The organism is Chryseobacterium sp. 22458 (genome assembly GCF_052044975.1).
Lineage (GTDB): Bacteria > Bacteroidota > Bacteroidia > Flavobacteriales > Weeksellaceae > Chryseobacterium.
In genome coordinates this window covers 524,037-542,079 of sequence record NZ_JBQEOA010000004.1, presented here as the reverse complement: position 1 = coordinate 542,079, position 18,043 = coordinate 524,037, and the positions used below count along the sequence as shown (strand labels likewise).

Here is an 18,043-nt window from a genome sequence, read left to right as displayed (position 1 = left end):
AATCAGGAAATCCTTTATTCCAATTGACATTATTTAAGGTAAGTATCATAAAGGTCTTTCCTGCGGTCTTTCATTACCTGAACGGAACCGTTATGATGAAGGTCTTTCAGGAGATTCAGGTCTACATCTACGATTAGGGTCATCTCAGTGTTAGGAGTGGCTTCTCCTTTTACGGCATTCGAAGGGAAAGCAAAATCTGAAGGGGTAAATACAGCGGCCTGGCCAAACTGGATATCCATATTGTTTACCTTCGGAAGGTTTCCTACACAGCCGGCAATGGCAACATAGCATTCATTTTCTATTGCTCTTGCCGCAGCACAGTGACGTACTCTCATATAGGCATTTTGAGTGTCTGTAAGATATGGTACAAACAGAATTTTCATTCCCTGATCTGCCAGAATTCTTGGCAGTTCCGGGAATTCTACGTCATAACAGATGACAAGGCCTATTTTACCACAGTCGGTATCAAAAACTTTGATTTCATTCCCGCCTTTCATTCCGTAATATCTTTTTTCATTCGGGGTGATATGAATTTTTCTGTATTCATCCATACGGCCGTCACGGTGAAGGAGATAGCTTACGTTATACAGTTCATTGTTTTCAAAAACAGGCATACTTCCGGAAATAATATTCACGTTGTAACTAATAGCGAGCTCTGAAATTCTTTCTTTGATCTCTTCAGTAAGCTTTGCCAGCTCTATCATACTGTCTCTTTCCGAAAGGCTATTGAACGGAGCCAGCAAAGGGGTGTTGAAGAGTTCCGGAAACAGTACAAAGTCTGATTTGTAATCTCCCATTACATTCACAAAGAACTCCACCTGCTCATAAAAGGCGTCTATATCTTTGAAATGTCTCATCTGCCATTGTACCAATCCCAGGCGGATGATGCTGTCCTGCATGGTATTCGGGTTTTTGCTGTAATAGATATTATTCCACTGCAAAAGAACTGCATTTTCCTGTGAAGCCTCATCTTCGGGAAGGTATTTTTTCAGTACTCTGATCGGCAGGAAGTTATTTGAAAGCTGGAAAGACAGCACGGGGTCATAAATTTCTTTATCCCTCACCTTTCGGATATATTCTCTTGGAGAAAGTTCATGGCTGTGTTTGTGATAATTCGGAATTCTGCCTCCCAGAATAATTGATTTCAGGTTTAGCAATTCACATAATTCTTTTCTCGCATCATACAATCTTCTTCCGAGACGCAGTTCTCTGAATTCGGGATCTACAAAAACTTCTATTCCATATAAAACATTTCCTTTTGAAGTGTGTGTATTGAAGGTATAATTCCCTGTAATATCACTGTAGGTATGATCATCCCCGAATTCGTCATAATTCACAATAATAGACAGCGCTACTGCGGCCAGTTTTCCATCCACTGTAATACAAATCTGGCCATCCGGGAACATTCTCGTTAATTTCTCAATACTTTTCTTAGACCATATCGATTCGGACATTTGGGGATAGGCTCTTTTCATTGTTTGTGCCAACTCATCATAATCCTGAACAGTCAGGGGTCTCGTTTCTATTTGCATTTGATGTAATTTTACTTAAATTTAGTGAAAATTTTGCAACTTATAAACTTCCCTGTTAAACGGAATTTTAAACTCTAGCTTATTGCATTTTTTCATTTCTATATGAAACCATATTTTTTTAATAGCTTTATGATTAAATTAATAGTTTGTTTTCTTTGAAACCAGATATACAATACAAAAGACATTTTGGAAGTAAATACCAGACAATAAAAACAAAAATGACTATGACCCCTAAAGAAGTTTTGAAAAAATGGATAGAGAGCTTTAATGCGGCTGATGCAGCCGGTATTGCGGAACTATATGCAGAAGACGCAGTAAACCATCAGGTTGCCAATGAGCCAGTAGTGGGTAAAACCGCTATTTATGAAATGTTTGTCAATGAATTTGCAACCGCTGAAATGGTTTGCATCGTAGAAAATATTTTTGAGGATGGAGAATGGACTATAATGGAATGGAAGGACCCTCTCGGGCTTCGTGGGTGTGGATTTTTTCATGTAAAAAACGATAAAATCATATTCCAGAGGGGATACTGGGATAAACTCTCATTTTTAAAACAGCATAATCTCCCTATTGAATAATAGAGGAATCGTTATTTTAAAAAAACACTTGAACGGTATTGAATATAAAAATCCCACCCAGACGGGCAGGATTTATATTTAAATTCAAGTCAAAAATTATTCCCACTCAATAGTTGCAGGTGGTTTGCTTGAAATATCGTAAGCTACTCTGTTGATTCCCCTTACTTCGTTGATGATTCTGCTTGAAACAGTATCTAAGAACTCGTAAGGAAGTCTACTCCACGTTGCTGTCATGAAGTCGATGGTATTGGCAGAACGTACTACTGCTGTGTATTCATATGTTCTTTCGTCACCCATTACTCCTACAGATTTTACAGGAAGAAGGACAACAAACGCCTGAGATACTTTTTCGTAAAGGTCGTTTTTGTACAGTTCTTCGATGAAGATATCATCAGCTTCCTGAAGGATTCTTACTTTCTCAGCGTCTACAGCTCCCAATACTCTGATTCCTAATCCCGGACCAGGGAACGGGTGTCTGTATACCAAATGATGAGGAATTCCTAATTCTTCTCCTACTTTTCTTACTTCGTCTTTGAAAAGCTCTCTTAATGGCTCTAATAATTCGAATTCCATATCTTCAGGAAGTCCTCCAACATTGTGGTGAGACTTGATTACTGCAGATGGTCCGTTTACAGACTGGCTCTCGATAACGTCAGGGTAAATGGTTCCCTGAGCTAAGAATTTAGCGCCTTCAATTTTGTGAGATTCTTCGTCAAATACATGGATAAACTCATTACCAATGATTTTTCTCTTCGCTTCAGGATCGTCTACTCCTGCTAATTTTGAAAGGAATCTTTCTTTAGCATCCACCATTTTAATATTCATATGGAAATGCTCTCCATACTGATCCATTACTTTCTTACCTTCATCCTTTCTCAATAATCCCGTATCTACGAAGATACAAGTCAACTGATCACCGATGGCTTTATGGATCAAAACAGCCGCTACAGAAGAGTCTACACCTCCGGAAAGCCCAAGGATTACTTTGTTGTCCCCTACTTTCTCACGGATTTCTTCAACTGTTTTTTCAATATAGTTGGTCAGTTTCCAGTTTTTCTCTGAGTTACAGATGCTGAAAACAAAATTTTCAAGCATTTTCCCTCCTTCTTCTGTATGAGAAACTTCAGGGTGGAACTGAACACAATAGATTTTCTGATCTTCATTGGAGATAGAAGCAATTACTCCAGATTTTGCGTTTAATTCAAAACCTGCAGGCAATTCTCCTACTTCGTCAAAGTGGCTCATCCAAACTACAGAGTTCTGAGTCACTCCTTTTAATAAAGAGCTTTCTTTAACGATCTCTAAGTTTGCTTTTCCGTACTCTCCTTTTTCTCCTTTGTTTACTTTACCTCCTAGAAGGTGAGCGGTCATCTGCATTCCGTAGCAGATTCCCAATACAGGAACTCCCTGCTCGTATAATTCTTTTTCAACCAGGTGAGCATTTTCTGCATTTACAGAACTTGGTCCACCGGAAAGGATAATTCCTTTTGGCTGTTTTGCTAAAATATCTTGTAATGGTGTATTGTAAGGCAAGATTTCAGAATATACACCCATCTCACGGATTCTTCTTCCGATAAGCTGGTTGTACTGGGATCCGAAATCTAAAATAATAATACCGTTGTTCATTTTTGATAATTGATAAATGATGATTAATTTAAAAGCTTTAAGCTATAGGCTTCAGGCTATAAGCTTTCTATACCGCAATAAGCATACTGCCTGTAGCCTAAAGCTTATTGCTTACTTAACTGTTTTACAAAAAAAGACTTGGATCAGCTCCAAATCTTTTTTCGTGATTTTTATTAAAACTTTCCGATGTCTTCTCTGTAGAAGCCGTAATCGAAATGTACGTGACCTGCGTCTTCGTAAACTTTTTTGCGGGCATCTTCAAAAGTAGCTCCTGTAGCCACGATGTTCAGAACTCTACCACCGTTGGAAACCACTTTGTCTCCTTTTCTGACAGCTCCTGCATACAATAGTTTACTGTGTTTTACTTTATCTTCTCCTGTAATTTCGAAACCTGTTTCAATGTTTCTAGGATATCCTCCTGAGCACATTACCAGACAAACTGCTTTTTCGTCTTTAAATTTAAGCTCAATGTCTTTTCCTTCCATACAGTCCTGGATTACATCTAAAAGATTGTTTTCCATAAGCGCCATCAATACCTGAGTTTCAGGATCTCCGAATCTCATGTTGTACTCAAGAAGATATGCACCGTTCTTAGTCACCATCAGTCCGAAGAAGATGATTCCCTTGAAGCTGAATCCTTCTGCTTTAAGACCTTTGATGGTAGGCTCCAGGATATTCTGCTCAAAGTCTGCATAGTGCTCCTGAGTGAATTCCGGGCTTGGTGCCACAGATCCCATACCTCCTGTATTAGGTCCTGTATCTCCGTTTCCTGCTTTTTTATAGTCTTTTGCCGCTACACATGGGAAAAGTTTTTCACCATTAGAGAAAGCAATGATAGAAGCTTCAAAACCTTGTAAATATTCTTCGATAACTAAACGGATACCGGCATCACCATAGATTCTTCTGATCATGAAATCATGAATCGTGGCTTCAGCTTCTTCAAGGGTGTCACAGATAACAACTCCTTTTCCGCCTGCCAAACCGCTGGCCTTGATCACTAAAGGATACTGCTGTGTCTGAACGTATTCTTTGGCTTCATTATATGAATCAAATACTACCGCTTTAGCTGTTTTGATATCATAGGTCTGCATAAATTTCTTAGAAAAAGCCTTACTTCCTTCCAGGCTTGCCACTTTCTGAGTAGGGCCGAAAACTTTAAGATCGTGTTTTTTAAATTCATCCTTTAAACCAGCTACCAATGGAGCTTCAGGACCTACGATCGTAAGATCAACTTTTTCTTTAATAGCGAAATCTCTAAGTTCTTTGATTTCTGATAAATGAACATTTTTCCCTATTACATCGGTAGTAGCATTCCCGTTGGCGAAAAACATTTTAGAAATTCTCGGGTCATTCTGAAGCTTAGCTGCTAAAGCAGATTCTCTACCGCCTTCACCTATGATTAATATTCTCATACTTTATTTATTATCTAGTCTTAATTTACAAATATATAATTTTGAATGCTAAAAATACAATCCCTAATTATTTTTTAATTCTATTTTAATTAGTGGAAAAAGTGTCTTACACCTGTAAACATCATTGGAATATTGTGCTCATTTGCAGCCTCAATACTATCCTGATCTTTTACACTTCCACCCGGCTGAATAATGGCCTTGATACCCTCCTGAGCGCAGAAATCTACCACATCACGGAAAGGGAAAAATGCATCTGAAGCCAGTACTAAATCTCCTGAGAATTTTTCTTTTGCTCTTTCGATAGCCTGCTGTGTCGCCCAGATTCTGTTGACCTGACCACCACCGATACCGAATGCCTGAATTCCGTTGGAAACTACAATCGCATTAGACTTCACATATTTTACGACTCTCTGAGAGAAAAGTAATGCTTTTTTCTGTTCTTCCGTAGGCTGTACTTCAGTTACCACTTTGATATCATCTGAGAAGTGAAGGTCATTATCCTGAACAAGGATTCCTCCGTCTACTTTCACCCAAGTCTGTTTGTCTGAAACAGGGTTTACTATTTTGATGATTCTCAGGTTTTTCTTTTTTCTTAAAACTTCAAGGGCTTCTTCATCAAATTCAGGAGCCATTACAATTTCAAGGAAAGTTTTATTTAATTCTTCTGCTGTAGCTGCATCAATCTTGTAGTTCATTGCAACAATTCCGCCAAAGATGGAAACCGGATCACATTCGAATGTTTTCTGATAAGTTTCCAATGCTGAAGTTCCGATCGCCACGCCACAAGGTGTAGAGTGTTTTACGGCACAACAAGCCATTTCTTCTTTGAACTCAGTCACAACTTTCCAGCAAAGGTCCATATCACGAAGATTGTTGAAAGAAAGTTCTTTACCTCCAAGCTGTTCGAAATCTTTCATCGCTCCGTTTTCGAAAGTAGAAACGTAGTAAGCTGCTGTCTGGTGAGGGTTTTCTCCGTATCTCAGGTCAGCCACTTTTTTATAAGAAGCATTCAGATAAGTAGGATATTCTTCGTCTAAAAGCATTCTGGAAATCGCAGCATCATACGCGGAGGTAAGGTTGAATACTTTTCCTGCAAGTTTTTTACGGGTTTCGATGTACGTATCACCGTTTTGCTCCATTTCAATTTTCACTGCTGCATAGTCTTCTACATCAGTGATTACCGTTACAGAATCAAAGTTTTTAGCTGCAGAACGAAGCATTGAAGGGCCTCCGATATCGATAAACTCTACTTTTTCATGTAAAGAAATGTCTTTGTTTACATTTTCAAAGAAAGGGTAAAGGTTTACGATCACCATGTCAATCAGATCAATCCCGTGCTCCTGAACAGTTTGCATGTGCACTTCGTTGTTACGAACAGCCAGCAATCCTCCATGAACTTTCGGGTGTAAAGTTTTCACTCTTCCGTCCAGCATTTCAGGGAAATTGGTTACCTCATCAATCTGAATAGGATTTAAACCAGCGTCTTTCAAATGTTTGAACGTTCCTCCTGTAGAGATCAACTCATAATTCTGAGCTTCCAAAAACTGTGCGAATTCAATTAATCCACTTTTGTCAGAAACACTGATTAAAACTCTCTTTTTACTCATTTTACTTTCAATTTTTTACTTTTTACAGCTATTTCAAACTGTGTCCGGGTCTTTCACCTCCGAACTTACTTTTATTTTACTTAGATTTTTCTATTTTCCTGTCAAAAATTAAAACTTTTCGACACCCTTCCAAAGGAAAGGAATTAATTTCCCAGGACCTTATTGATCGCTAAAGGAAATATCTCATATTCAATCTGGTGAACTTTCTGAGCCAGTGTTTCAGGAGTATCTTCAGCGGTTACTTTAAAAGATTTCTGAAGAATAGCTTCTCCTTCATCAATGCCTGGTGTCACAAAGTGTACAGTCGCCCCACTCTCTACTTCTTTGGCTTCAATGACTGCATTGTGAACGTTCATCCCCCACATTCCTTTTCCTCCGAATTTTGGAAGCAAAGCAGGATGAATATTGATTATCTTACCATTCCAGTTTTCGCAGAATTCAGATTTTAAGATGGATAAAAATCCTGCCAATACGATAAGATCTGTATTTTCAGGGATTACTTTAGCCAATTCACTGCTGAAATTCTTTCCTCTCGGAATGAGTATGTTTTCTATATTGTGATTCTTTGCTCTTTCCAGTCCGAAACATTCTCTGTCTGCCACTACCAAAGATACTTTTGCATTCTGGATTTCTCCTGAGTCAATAGTATCAATGATTCTCTGCAGATTGGTTCCTGAACCGGATACGAGTACAACGATGTTCTTCATATTTCTAATTAGCCCCGATTGCAGCGGCATCCTTTTTTTGAAATGGCTTTGTAAAAAAGCACTGGCAAAAAAGATATAGCGGAAAGCGGGATTAAGCTTCTAAAACTTTAAATTAATTTTCTCTGCTCCTTCAGTGATTTCACCGATTTCGTAAGCGTCATCTAAAAGGTGCAATACTTTTTCAGCATGTTCAGCATCTACAACGATTACCATTCCTACACCCATGTTGAATGTTCCGTGCATTTCTTCACGTTTTACTCCACCTCTTTTTTCAAGCTCAAGCATAACACTAGGAATTCTGATTTTTGTTTCGTCAATAGAAGCACAAAGCCCTTCAGGAATAATTCTAGGAACGTTTTCATAAAGACCACCTCCTGTGATGTGAGCAATTCCTTCTACTTTTACTTCTTCCAATACTTTGTGAATATCTTTGTAGTATAGTCTTGTAGGAACTAAAAGTGTCTCGTATAATGGTTTTCCTTCAAACTCTTCTTCAAAGTTCGGGAATACTTTTCTTACTAAAGAGAATCCGTTTGAGTGGAATCCAGAGCTTGGTAATGCAATAATTTTGTTCCCAGCTTTGATCTTAGAACCGTCAATGATCTGGTCTTTTTCTACGATTCCTACACAGAATCCTGCAACATCATAATCTCCAGGCTGGTACATTCCAGGCATTTCAGCAGTTTCACCACCAATCAGTGCACAGTTGTTATCCTTACAAGCAGCAACCATTCCTAAAACGATTTCTGCAGCGATTTCTGAATCAAGCTTTCCACAAGCCAGATAATCTAAAAAGAATAAAGGTTTTGCTCCGTGACAAAGGATATCGTTAGCACACATTGCAAAACAATCTACACCGATAGAGTCATATTTTTTGGTATCTAAAGCTACTTTCAGCTTTGTTCCTACTCCATCTGTTCCTGATACAAGAACTGGATTTTTGTATCCACCGATTTCATAGAAAGCACCAAAACTCCCCAAGTGGTTCAGTACATTGGAATTGTGGGTTTCACCGACCGCTTTTTTGATCTTGTCAACCGTTTTGTATCCTTCTTCTTTGTCTACTCCTGCTGATTTGTAAGTGTTGCTCATGTCTGCTTAGATTTTTAGATATTAGATTTCAGATTTCAGGTTATGTACGATCTATATACCTGATGTCTGGCGTCTCTTATCTTTTAATATTTCAATTACTTTTTATATTCGATTTAGAAAACAAAAAAGCCGACAATCTTTGCAGATTATCGGCCGTTATTTTATCTCAGAATTTCAGAGCCCACAATTTTCCCTTTATGAGAAAAACATTGTTTATAGGAGGTCTGAATTTTCATCTCTTTTCTTTTTGCAAAAATAGTAATTTTAAATGAATATTCAAATTCTATTTTTCAAGTATAGTTTCAATGGCTGCAATCTTCTTAACTTTTTCCTTTAATTCACTGTCTTTCTCAGCGTTAGAAATTTTTTGTTCAACTTTATCAAAGTTATCATTGAAGAAAGGAAGTGAGAAAGTTTCTACCACATTTCCTCCGTGGAAAGGGAAACGCTTTGATGCTGCTTCCAAAACTCCTGCTCCACCTCTACCTCCTGGCGATGTAGACATCAGCAACATAGGAACTTCATTCCATACAGTTCTGTCTTTGATTCTGGATACCCAGTCGAATACATTTTTGAATGCTGTAGAATAGGTTCCGTTGTGCTCTCCTAAAGAAACCAACAATAGGTTTGCGCCATCAATTTTTGCTGCAAAATCATGAGCTTCCTGCGGAACTCCACCTGCTAATTCTCTTTCATGTTTGTAGATTGGCATTTCGAAAGGATTTAAATCAATCACCTCCACTTCTGCATTTTCAAATAATGTTGAGGCATAGGCTACCAACTGTTTGTTCATTGAAGCTTCTGAGTTACTTCCTGCTATTGCTAAAATCTTCATATGTAGTATTATTTTTACGGTATGAAATGGCTGCATGGTATTTTGACAGCATTTTCACACTCTTTAATTTTTAAGGATACAAATTTAGTTTTTTATTTAAGATAAGAAGGCAATTCCATTGGGACTTCCATCAATAATATTTCAGCATCTTCCACCGCTTCGATATTAAAGCTCTGAGTATCCCAGATTCCCAAACCGTCTCTTTCGTTAAGAACACGGTCTCCTACTTTGGCACTTCCTTTTAGAACAAAGGCATAAACCCCGTTTCCTTTTTTGTTCAGCATATAGTTTTTGCCGTTTCCTTTTTTGAAGTTGGCCAGGTTGAACCATGCATCCTGATGGATCCATACGCCGTCATCATTTTTATTCGGTGATAAAATCTGTTGGAACCCGTTGATTTTTTCTCCTTCTTTGATACTTTTCTGATCGTATCTCGGTTCAACATTCTGTTCTTTTGGGAAGACCCAAATCTGAAGGAATTTCACCTCCTCATCTTTATTTTTATTGTATTCGCTGTGCATGACACCGGTTCCGGCACTCATCACCTGAATTTCTCCTTTTCTGATCACCGCAGTGGTCCCCATTGAGTCTTTGTGTTCCAGATCTCCTTCCAAAGGAATAGAGATAATTTCCATATCCCTGTGCGGATGTGTTCCGAATCCCATTCCCTGAGAAACGGTGTCATCGTTCAATACTCTCAAAACCCCAAAGTTCATTCTGTCTCTGTTCTGATAGTTTGCAAAACTGAATGTGTGGTAAGAGTTTAACCAACCATGATTGGCATGGCCTCTTGAGTCTGCTTTATGATATACTGTTTTCATTTCTGTGATTATTTTATGGTACAAATGTACGGGATGTGAGCGTTTAAAAAGTTGATGTAGGTTAAGAAAGGAAATTGGAGAAGTAAAAAAGGGGTGAGAGAGCTCAGAAAGTGAGGATCATTTAAGGTAGGATTACCCAAAGATGCGATTTTTTTATTTTAAATATGTTGTTAAGTCGCAAGGATTTTATCTACGATAAAATTTTATACTGGATATTTTTTTCTTCCAATGATTAAACAAGTCCAAGCATCTGTGATATCTGTGAAAATCTGTGGGAGATTATTATAATCTTAAGATCAAAAAAAATAATAAGTATACGAAGGATAGATTTTAAGTTTTGGCTAAAGCCAATCAATAAATATTGAAAGAGAAAGCGGGCTAAAGCCCGCTCCTATTGAATTTTATGATGCTATTGTAATTAAATTTCAAAACACATCACATTACTTATTTCTAACCTCTAGTTTCTAGTTTCTAGTTTCTAATTAAAAATGTACCTGCTTGATTTCTTCTTCAATTTCTTTTGGTGTTTCGTCTTCCGATTTGATGAATATCATGGTAACAATAGCTCCGATCAGCATGCAAACCCCTCCCACAACAACATAATCGATAGCCATTTTTCCAAAAATATTGCTTACGATAGGACCACCGAAAATCCCGTTGATGATCTGCGGGATAACGATGAAGAAATTGAATATTCCCATATAAACCCCCATTTTTCTTTGAGGAATGACTTCAATCAGCATTGCATAAGGCATTGCAAGGATGCTGGCCCATGCAAAACCTAATCCTATCATGGAAATCCAAAGATTGCTGACATCTTTAATAAAGTACATTGAGATCAACCCTACACCTCCACACAATAAAGCCAAAGCGTGGGTTTGCTTTTTACCTATCCATTTGGCGATAGGAGTTAACAGAAATGCAAACGGGATGGCCCACAGATTGTACATTCCGAAAAGCTTACCGGTAAGGTCACCTGCATCATTGAATGCCTTTGAATGGGTATCATCCGGAGAAAGCCCGAAATGATGGGTTGCCAGGGCGCTGGTGGTAAACACCCACATGGTAAACAGGGCAAACCATGAGAAAAACTGAACAATTCCCAGCTTTTTCATCTGGGCCGGAATTGTGGCAAAGTCTTTAAATATATCTGAAAATTTAGAAGGTTCCGCAGTTTCTTTTTTATCTTCTTCAAATTCTGCAAACTCCTGTGGTGAATATTCTCTGGTTGTAATGATGGTATACAGTATCGCTGCCAAAAGTAATCCTGCACCTACATAAAAAGAATAAATCACGTTATCAGCCACAAAGCCTTTGGGAGCAACATTGGACACTCCAAGTTTTGTAAGCCAGTCCGGAAGGTAAGAGCCCAATACAGCTCCTATTCCGATCAGGATCGTCTGTACTGAAAATCCTATAGTTCCCTGATGTTTCGGCAGCATATCTCCTACCAAAGCCCTGAAAGGTTCCATGGCAATATTAACGGAAGCATCCATCATTGCAAGGAAAATCACGGCCAATAAAAGTGCACTGGCAGCAAACATCTGCGTTACGGAAGCTGCATTCGGAAGTAGTACCAATCCTATTGCACACAGAATGGCTCCAATTAAAAAGTAAGGTTTTCTTCTTCCCAGCGGACTCCATGTATTGTCTCCCATATGTCCGATGACAGGCTGTACAATAAGCCCTGTAACGGGGGCTACGAGCCAGAACCATGATAATTCATGAACATCTGCACCTAAATTGGCAAGAATCCGGCTTGCATTTCCATTCTGCAGTCCAAAAGCCATCTGGATTCCTAAGAATCCCATACTCATATTGATAATCTGAGTAAGTGAAAGTTCCGGTTTTATTTTTTTAGCCATTGCTGTTGTATGATTATTTTGTTTTTAATTCCTCAATCAGCACATCTTCCAGTGCTGTTTTTTCAGCAACTACTTTGTCTACAACGTCATTAGGAACCGTCATGGAAAGCACATACTGCTTCACTTTCCACTGTCCGTTGATTTTTTCTACGACTCCTGATCCTCTGCAGATTTTCATCTGGGTATCAAGCAATTCGTCAAACCAGGCCAGTTTTCCGTCTTTACTGAAATAAATATTTCTTTTCAGCGCTGTAAAATTCCATGTTTTCTTTTTATCGAAATGTGGTTTTGCCCAAACCATAAATTCTTTTTTATCCCAGATTTCAGTAGCATCTGTTCCTATAAAGGTAGATTCATCGGCAAAATAATTGAAGTAGGTATTGTAATCTGCTTTGGCAGCAGCTACATTAAAGGCATCAAGCATTGCACTGATTTCCACCTTTTCTTTATCAAATGTTTTATGATTTTGTGCTGAAACCATGGTAAACCCAAGTAAGAAAAGGATCAATGTATGAACAGCTATTAATTTTTTCATAGATAGTTATTTTTCAAGTTCAATGATAAACGAAGTTTTAGCAGGAATTGTTATTCCTTTCTGTAAGTTTAATTCTTTTCCGGAAATAATTTCTTTCCCTTTGGAAAAACCTTTCAGGGCTTCTTCAAAATATTTCAGGTCCAGTGTCTGGTCTTTTTTATTGTTATTCAGGATTACCATTACGCTTTCCTTATCATTATATCTGAAATAAGTAAAGACCCCATCTTTAGGAACGAAATTTTTAGTTTTCCCATTGTGAATCACTTCTTTCCCTTTTCTCCAGTTTAATAATTTCTGTGTAAACTGAAAGAATTCTTTCTGCTCGGGAGTTTGTGATGAAAGATTGAAGGCATTCTGCTTATCAGACTTCCAGCCGCCCGGAAAATCCCTGCGGATATCAGCATCTCCTCCTTTTTCCTTGTTACCACGCATTCCAATTTCTGATCCGTAGTAAATTTGTGGAATTCCACGGACAGTGGATATCAATGTGAGTCCCATTTTGTATGCAGCAGGGTCTGCATTAAAGATTTCGTTCCATCTTTCGGTGTCGTGATTTTCAAAGAATACCAGCAGATTCCGGGTATCCGGGTAAAGAAAATCGCTTGTAAAAGCATCATAAAGCTTTATCATTCCCTTATTCCAGCTTTCTTGCTCCTGAAAGGCTTTAGGCATTTCGCTGAACAGTACAAAATCCATTACGGAAGGCAGATTTGAATTGTATCCTGCAGCCTCCCCTGTTTTGGAGTCTTTCTGCCAGGCTGAAATGTGACCGGCAGTAGATAGCCAGGTTTCGCCTACAATATTAAATTTCGGATATTCATCGGTAATTGCTTTGGCCCATTTTGCCATTGCTTCTTTGTCATTGTAAGGATAAGTATCTACACGGAAACCTCCTAGCTCAGCATATTCGATCCACCAGATTGCGTTTTGAGTCAGGTATTTCAGTACCAATGGATTTTTCTGATTGATGTCCGGCATTGTGGTATCAAACCATCCGTCCAGGGCATATTTTCTATCAATTTCAGAAGCGTTGGTGTCAAATTGAGAAGTTATTTTATAGTTTGATCTTTTGAAACCGTTTTCACCATCATTAAACCAGTGAATCCAATCTTTGGAGGGCAGATCTTTGATCATCCAATGTGATACTCCCCAGTGATTGGTGACATAATCCATCACCAGTTTCATATTTCTCTTATTCAGTTCCTGTGAAAGGGTTTTGTAATCTTCGTTGGTTCCATATCGGGCATCGATTTTGTACAAATCGGTCTGGGCATAGCCATGATAGGAATATACTTTTTCGTTATCTTCGTTCACCGGAGTCAGCCATATGGCTGTTGCCCCTAATTTCTGAATATAATCGAGATTATTGATAATTCCCTGAAGATCTCCGCCGTGTCTGCCATTGGGCAATTTACGATCAGCTTTTTCTGTTAAATCCGGACTTGAATCATTCTTTTCGTTACCATTGGCAAAACGATCCGGCATGATCAGGTACATTACGTCTTTTGAGGTGTACGATTCACGGCCAGCAGATCCAGGATTCCTTTCTTTCAGTTCGTAGGTATAATTACCGAGGTTTTTCCCATTCTTTTTTATATTGATCCTGAACTTTGGAACATTGATTTCATTGGTATTGACCGTTATAAAAACATAATTGGGATTTTCTACTTTCTGAATGTTTTTGATGGATATCCCATCCGAAAGACTGATCTCATTATTGGCAATTCCTTTCCCGTAAACAAGAATCTGAAGCTCAGGGTTTTTCATCCCTTTCCACCAAAAAGCCGGTTCTACTCTCTCCAAATTTTGCTGGGAAAAAGCGGCAGAAGCTACGGAAAGGGCTAATGCTAAAAATAATTTCTTCATAATAGAGTTCAATTTAGCATTAAATTTTTACATATAAACTACTGTGAAACGGAATTTTAATAAAAAATCACAACCTTTTTGAACTGATAAGATTCTTAAAAATTAAATATATTCCTGTTTTACAAAAAATACATCAAAGCAGACAGAAAATAAAATACCCCGGCAATTGAATAATCAATAAACCGGGGCACCTTAGTGTATTTTCAAATTATTTTACTGGCTTGATAGAAATTGCGAAACCGCCGCTTCTTACCATTTTAAAATTAATTTTTGATTTGCTGGTAATCTCTTTCTTATAGATATTATAGCTTTGAGGATTGTCGATATAATCGGCATCTTTTCCATCTTCATAGATTGTTGCTTCATATTTCTTTCCTTTATCCAGGAATGAGAAGTCTACGGTGTAGTCACGTTTGTTCTCATCTGTAATACCTCCTACGAACCAGTTTTCTGTACCTTTCGCTTTTCTTGCAGTGATCACATAATCTCCCGGTTCTGCAGATAAGATCTTGGTATCATCCCAGTCTGCTGCCACATCTTTGATAAACTGGAAAGCATCCATATGCTTTTTATAGTTTTCAGGAAGGTCTGCTGCCATCTGTAGCGGCATATACATCGTTACGTATAGGGCAAGCTGCTTAGCCAAGGTGGTTTTTACAAAACGCTTATCTCCAGGGAAGTAATAGTCTAATTTCGTCTGGAAAATTCCCGGAGTGTAGTCCATAGAACCTCCCATCCATCTTGTGAACGGAAGAACGGTCTGGTGATCAGGCTTATTTCCGCCGAATGCTTCATATTCCGTTCCACGGGCTGCTTCTGCAGAGATATAGTTCGGGTAGGTACGGCTTTCTCCTGTAGGACGCACAGATTCGTGAGAATTGACCATGATCTTATATTCATTGGCTTTTTCAGCAATTCTATAGTAATGGTTGATTGTCCATTGGGAATAATGGTGTTCTCCTCTTGGAATAATATCTCCTACATACCCTGTTTTTACAGCATCATATCCGTATTTATTCATCGTCTGGAAAGCTTTGTCAGCCCATCTTTCATAGTTTGTTGCAGAACCTGAAGTTTCATGGTGCATGATCAGCTTGATCCCTTTTGAATGAGCATAGTCATTCAGCATTTTGATATCAAAATCCGGATAAGGGGTAATGAAATCGAAAACAAATTCTTTGGAGTGACCGAACCAGTCTTCCCAACCGATGTTCCAGCCTTCAATCAATAGTCCCTGGAATCCGTTTTCTGCTGCAAAATCAATATATTCTTTCACTTTTGTATTGTTGGCAGCATGTTTTCCGTTTGGAGTCAGTTTTGTAAAATCTGTCTTATCCAAATGAACGTTCTCGGCTGTAGAATAGGCCCATTGAGATTTTCCGATGATCATTTCCCACCAAACACCCATGTATTTTGTAGGGTGAATGTAAGAGGTATCGGTATATTTTGTAGGCTCATTTAGGTTAAAGATCATTTTGGAATCCATCACTTCTTCCGCTTTCGGAGCAACGATGATGGTTCTCCAAGGGGTTACCGATGGTGTCTGGATGTATCCTTTTGCTCCCTGTCTGTCTGCAGTAAGGTGTGTTTTGAATTTAAAATTCTGTGCATCTACCTCAAGGTGTGAAGCCGGATAATCCAATACAGCTGCCTCAGCTACGTTAATGTATAAAGGTGTTTTTCCTTCTTTTTTAAGCATCAGTGGAGACTGTACTGCATTTTTGATCAGTTTCTGGGATGCATTGGCATCAGCAGCCTGAGTCCATTTTGCAGGAATTTCAGAAACTTTGGTTTCCTGATACTGATATTCCTGAGAATCATAGTCTGCCACCATCCACCATGCCTTCATATCGGTAGGAAAATCGATTTCAGAATCTTCTTCTCTGATTACAAAATAATTAAGGTTCTTTTGCTGTGGGAATTCATATCTGAATCCAAGACCGTCATTAAACAATCTGAATTTCACTACAATGCTTCTGTCTGTGGAAGCCTGATTCAGCGTAAGTGCCAATTCATTGTAGTGGTTGATATAATTTTTCTTTTCCCCAAGAACCGGCTGCCAGGTCTCATTTTTGGAGTCTCTTTTTTCATCTATCTTTGCAAAACCGTTGTTCAGGTCGTATTTTGCATCTTCCGGTTTGGCAATTTCGGAAGCGAATTTTATGGCTGTGTCTTTAAATAATCTCAATCCCAATTTAGAGTCTTCAACCACTACTGCCCCATTATATTTCAGGTTATAGTACGGTACTCCTTCTTTCAGCTGGAAATTCATTTCAAACTTTCCATCGGGAGACTTTAAGGATTGGGCTTTCACCCCTACAAACATCATTGAGAGCAAAAGTGCTCCAACAGTAATTTTCTTCATAATGACTATTTATTAACTTTAAAAAATAAATAAAGTGCTGCGGTAAAGCAGCACTTTGCTTTTATATCAGATTAATTCTATTATAACGGTTTAATGGTGTAAACACCTAATTTTAAATCTACAGTGATTTTATAATTTACCCCTGTACCTGTTAATTTAATATTCCCATTGCCACCTTTAGGAGCAAGATATCCTGTATTGCTATCTGCTTTGATGTCTCCCCACTCAAGTTCTGCCCAAGCCTGCTGACCTAAAAACTTCAATTGGGTTTCACCAGAAAGTGCAATTGTATGCTCAAATTTACCATTCCCCAGGCTTGTCATTGGAATAGCAGCTCCGGCATTCCAGCCATTCACAGAACCTACAAGGTATAGGTTTGCAGGATTCCAGACATTAATTGGAGAAGGAGCCGCCTCTATTGTCTTTTTAGCCAGATCTGCATCAATTGTAATCTTATACATTCCAGAAGTTCCGGTAAACTGAATATTTTCAGCAGGTGAAGCGATTAAATTTGAAGACCATGTCTTAAAGTATCTGTTAGAGGCCTGCGTATCAGGAGTATCTAAGCTATAATTATTCGGTCCCCAATCCTGTTGGCCTAAAAACCTGAATGACTTTCCATTTTCAAGATAGGTATAAATCGTAGAAATATTTTCCTCCTTGAACAACATCTGTGCACTTCCCGCACTCCAACCCACAGCGGATGCATCTCCTACAATATAGAAAGAAGGAAATTCGGTAAGATAAGGAGTAACAATCATTTTCACTGTATTGGAATATAAAACAATACTCCCCACAGAAGATTTCATTCTTACCTCAATTTCATTGGCTTTACCAGGTAAGAATCCGGCATCAAGAATTATTTTATTAAATGCTCCTACTGTATAAGTAACAGCCTTGTCTAAGGTAGTGACATTTACGCTTGATGCGTTCTTGAAATTACTTCCTGCTGCGGCAATCTCAAGAGCATTTTTTACTACCACCTGGGTATTAAATGTTGGATTTTCCCAGCTGAACTTAACAGCCTTGTTAGCTTCCGTATCTTTTGTCAGCACAAGAGTGGTTGCATCTGAAGACAAACTTGGATTTGAAGTTACATCCAGCGTTACATTATCATCTTTTTCACAGGAAACAACCCAAAGACCAAGAAGGGTAAGTGCTACTATTTTAAATAAATGTTTCATTTTAAATTTCTGTTTTTA

Annotated in this window: 14 protein-coding genes; 1 reads left to right on the top strand and 13 read right to left on the bottom strand. The window is 38.4% G+C overall.

Features of this window, described 5'->3' with window-relative positions:
• Window positions 1–29: 29 nt before the first annotated feature.
• A complete protein-coding gene (locus tag ACTJJF_RS16770; RefSeq protein ID WP_440700372.1) occupies window positions 30–1,532 on the bottom strand; it encodes a nitrilase-related carbon-nitrogen hydrolase in 1,503 nt (500 codons plus the stop codon).
• Between the two features lie 224 nt (window positions 1,533–1,756).
• Here ACTJJF_RS16770 and ACTJJF_RS16765 point away from each other — a divergent pair, with 224 nt between their 5' ends.
• Window positions 1,757–2,110: a nuclear transport factor 2 family protein gene (locus tag ACTJJF_RS16765; RefSeq protein ID WP_312299403.1), complete on the top strand. Its 354-nt coding sequence runs from the start codon at window positions 1,757–1,759 to the stop codon at window positions 2,108–2,110.
• Between the two features lie 96 nt (window positions 2,111–2,206).
• On the opposite strand, the gene guaA is transcribed toward ACTJJF_RS16765, so the two are convergent.
• From guaA to ACTJJF_RS16705, 12 genes are all read right to left on the bottom strand, one after another.
• Entirely contained in the window at window positions 2,207–3,736 is a 1,530-nt protein-coding gene (gene guaA, locus ACTJJF_RS16760; protein WP_312299405.1) for a glutamine-hydrolyzing GMP synthase, read from the bottom strand.
• A 173-nt stretch (window positions 3,737–3,909) separates the two neighbouring features.
• Complete coding sequence (gene purD / locus ACTJJF_RS16755) at window positions 3,910–5,148, bottom strand: phosphoribosylamine--glycine ligase (protein WP_312299407.1); 1,239 nt, start codon at window positions 5,146–5,148, stop codon at window positions 3,910–3,912.
• An 89-nt stretch (window positions 5,149–5,237) separates the two neighbouring features.
• Complete coding sequence (gene purH / locus ACTJJF_RS16750; protein ID WP_440700371.1) at window positions 5,238–6,755, bottom strand: bifunctional phosphoribosylaminoimidazolecarboxamide formyltransferase/IMP cyclohydrolase; 1,518 nt, start codon at window positions 6,753–6,755, stop codon at window positions 5,238–5,240.
• 143 nt (window positions 6,756–6,898) lie between these two features.
• Window positions 6,899–7,462 carry a phosphoribosylglycinamide formyltransferase gene (purN, locus tag ACTJJF_RS16745; protein WP_440700370.1) on the bottom strand — a complete coding sequence of 188 codons (564 nt, stop codon included), beginning with the start codon at window positions 7,460–7,462 and terminating at the stop codon, window positions 6,899–6,901.
• 99 nt (window positions 7,463–7,561) lie between these two features.
• Entirely contained in the window at window positions 7,562–8,554 is a 993-nt protein-coding gene (gene purM / locus ACTJJF_RS16740) for a phosphoribosylformylglycinamidine cyclo-ligase (protein WP_079241169.1), read from the bottom strand.
• Window positions 8,555–8,837: 283 nt separating this feature from the next.
• Window positions 8,838–9,389 (bottom strand): NADPH-dependent FMN reductase, encoded by a 552-nt coding sequence (locus ACTJJF_RS16735; RefSeq protein WP_440700369.1) that lies wholly within the window; start codon window positions 9,387–9,389, stop codon window positions 8,838–8,840.
• Window positions 9,390–9,481: 92 nt separating this feature from the next.
• Window positions 9,482–10,210: a pirin family protein gene (locus tag ACTJJF_RS16730; protein ID WP_440700368.1), complete on the bottom strand. Its 729-nt coding sequence runs from the start codon at window positions 10,208–10,210 to the stop codon at window positions 9,482–9,484.
• Window positions 10,211–10,692: 482 nt separating this feature from the next.
• Window positions 10,693–12,075, bottom strand: coding sequence for an MFS transporter (locus tag ACTJJF_RS16725; RefSeq protein WP_440700367.1), 1,383 nt, complete (start codon window positions 12,073–12,075; stop codon window positions 10,693–10,695).
• 13 nt (window positions 12,076–12,088) lie between these two features.
• The gene (locus tag ACTJJF_RS16720) at window positions 12,089–12,610 is read right to left on the bottom strand and encodes a nuclear transport factor 2 family protein (RefSeq protein ID WP_440700366.1); all 522 of its coding nucleotides are present in this window, start codon (window positions 12,608–12,610) and stop codon (window positions 12,089–12,091) included.
• A 6-nt stretch (window positions 12,611–12,616) separates the two neighbouring features.
• Window positions 12,617–14,476 carry a glycoside hydrolase family 13 protein gene (locus tag ACTJJF_RS16715; RefSeq protein WP_440700365.1) on the bottom strand — a complete coding sequence of 620 codons (1,860 nt, stop codon included), beginning with the start codon at window positions 14,474–14,476 and terminating at the stop codon, window positions 12,617–12,619.
• Window positions 14,477–14,684: 208 nt separating this feature from the next.
• Entirely contained in the window at window positions 14,685–16,841 is a 2,157-nt protein-coding gene (locus ACTJJF_RS16710) for a glycoside hydrolase family 97 protein (RefSeq protein ID WP_440700364.1), read from the bottom strand.
• 80 nt (window positions 16,842–16,921) lie between these two features.
• Window positions 16,922–18,025, bottom strand: a complete 1,104-nt coding sequence (locus tag ACTJJF_RS16705) for a SusE domain-containing protein (protein ID WP_312299430.1) — start codon at window positions 18,023–18,025, stop codon at window positions 16,922–16,924.
• Window positions 18,026–18,043: the final 18 nt, after the last annotated feature.

Bases quoted from the DNA above. Each gene is read 5' to 3' on its own strand.
- purH (WP_440700371.1), bottom strand. From the start codon at position 6,755: ATGAGTAAAAAGAGAGTTTTAATCAGTGTTTCTGACAAAAGTGGATTA.
- purN (WP_440700370.1), bottom strand. From the start codon at position 7,462: ATGAAGAACATCGTTGTACTCGTATCCGGTTCAGGAACCAATCTGCAG.
- ACTJJF_RS16705 (WP_312299430.1), bottom strand. From the start codon at position 18,025: ATGAAACATTTATTTAAAATAGTAGCACTTACCCTTCTTGGTCTTTGG.
- guaA (WP_312299405.1), bottom strand. From the start codon at position 3,736: ATGAACAACGGTATTATTATTTTAGATTTCGGATCCCAGTACAACCAG.
- ACTJJF_RS16730 (WP_440700368.1), bottom strand. From the start codon at position 10,210: ATGAAAACAGTATATCATAAAGCAGACTCAAGAGGCCATGCCAATCAT.
- ACTJJF_RS16715 (WP_440700365.1), bottom strand. From the start codon at position 14,476: ATGAAGAAATTATTTTTAGCATTAGCCCTTTCCGTAGCTTCTGCCGCT.
- purD (WP_312299407.1), bottom strand. From the start codon at position 5,148: ATGAGAATATTAATCATAGGTGAAGGCGGTAGAGAATCTGCTTTAGCA.
- ACTJJF_RS16765 (WP_312299403.1), top strand. From the start codon at position 1,757: ATGACCCCTAAAGAAGTTTTGAAAAAATGGATAGAGAGCTTTAATGCG.
- ACTJJF_RS16725 (WP_440700367.1), bottom strand. From the start codon at position 12,075: ATGGCTAAAAAAATAAAACCGGAACTTTCACTTACTCAGATTATCAAT.
- ACTJJF_RS16720 (WP_440700366.1), bottom strand. From the start codon at position 12,610: ATGAAAAAATTAATAGCTGTTCATACATTGATCCTTTTCTTACTTGGG.
- ACTJJF_RS16710 (WP_440700364.1), bottom strand. From the start codon at position 16,841: ATGAAGAAAATTACTGTTGGAGCACTTTTGCTCTCAATGATGTTTGTA.
- purM (WP_079241169.1), bottom strand. From the start codon at position 8,554: ATGAGCAACACTTACAAATCAGCAGGAGTAGACAAAGAAGAAGGATAC.
- ACTJJF_RS16770 (WP_440700372.1), bottom strand. From the start codon at position 1,532: ATGCAAATAGAAACGAGACCCCTGACTGTTCAGGATTATGATGAGTTG.
- ACTJJF_RS16735 (WP_440700369.1), bottom strand. From the start codon at position 9,389: ATGAAGATTTTAGCAATAGCAGGAAGTAACTCAGAAGCTTCAATGAAC.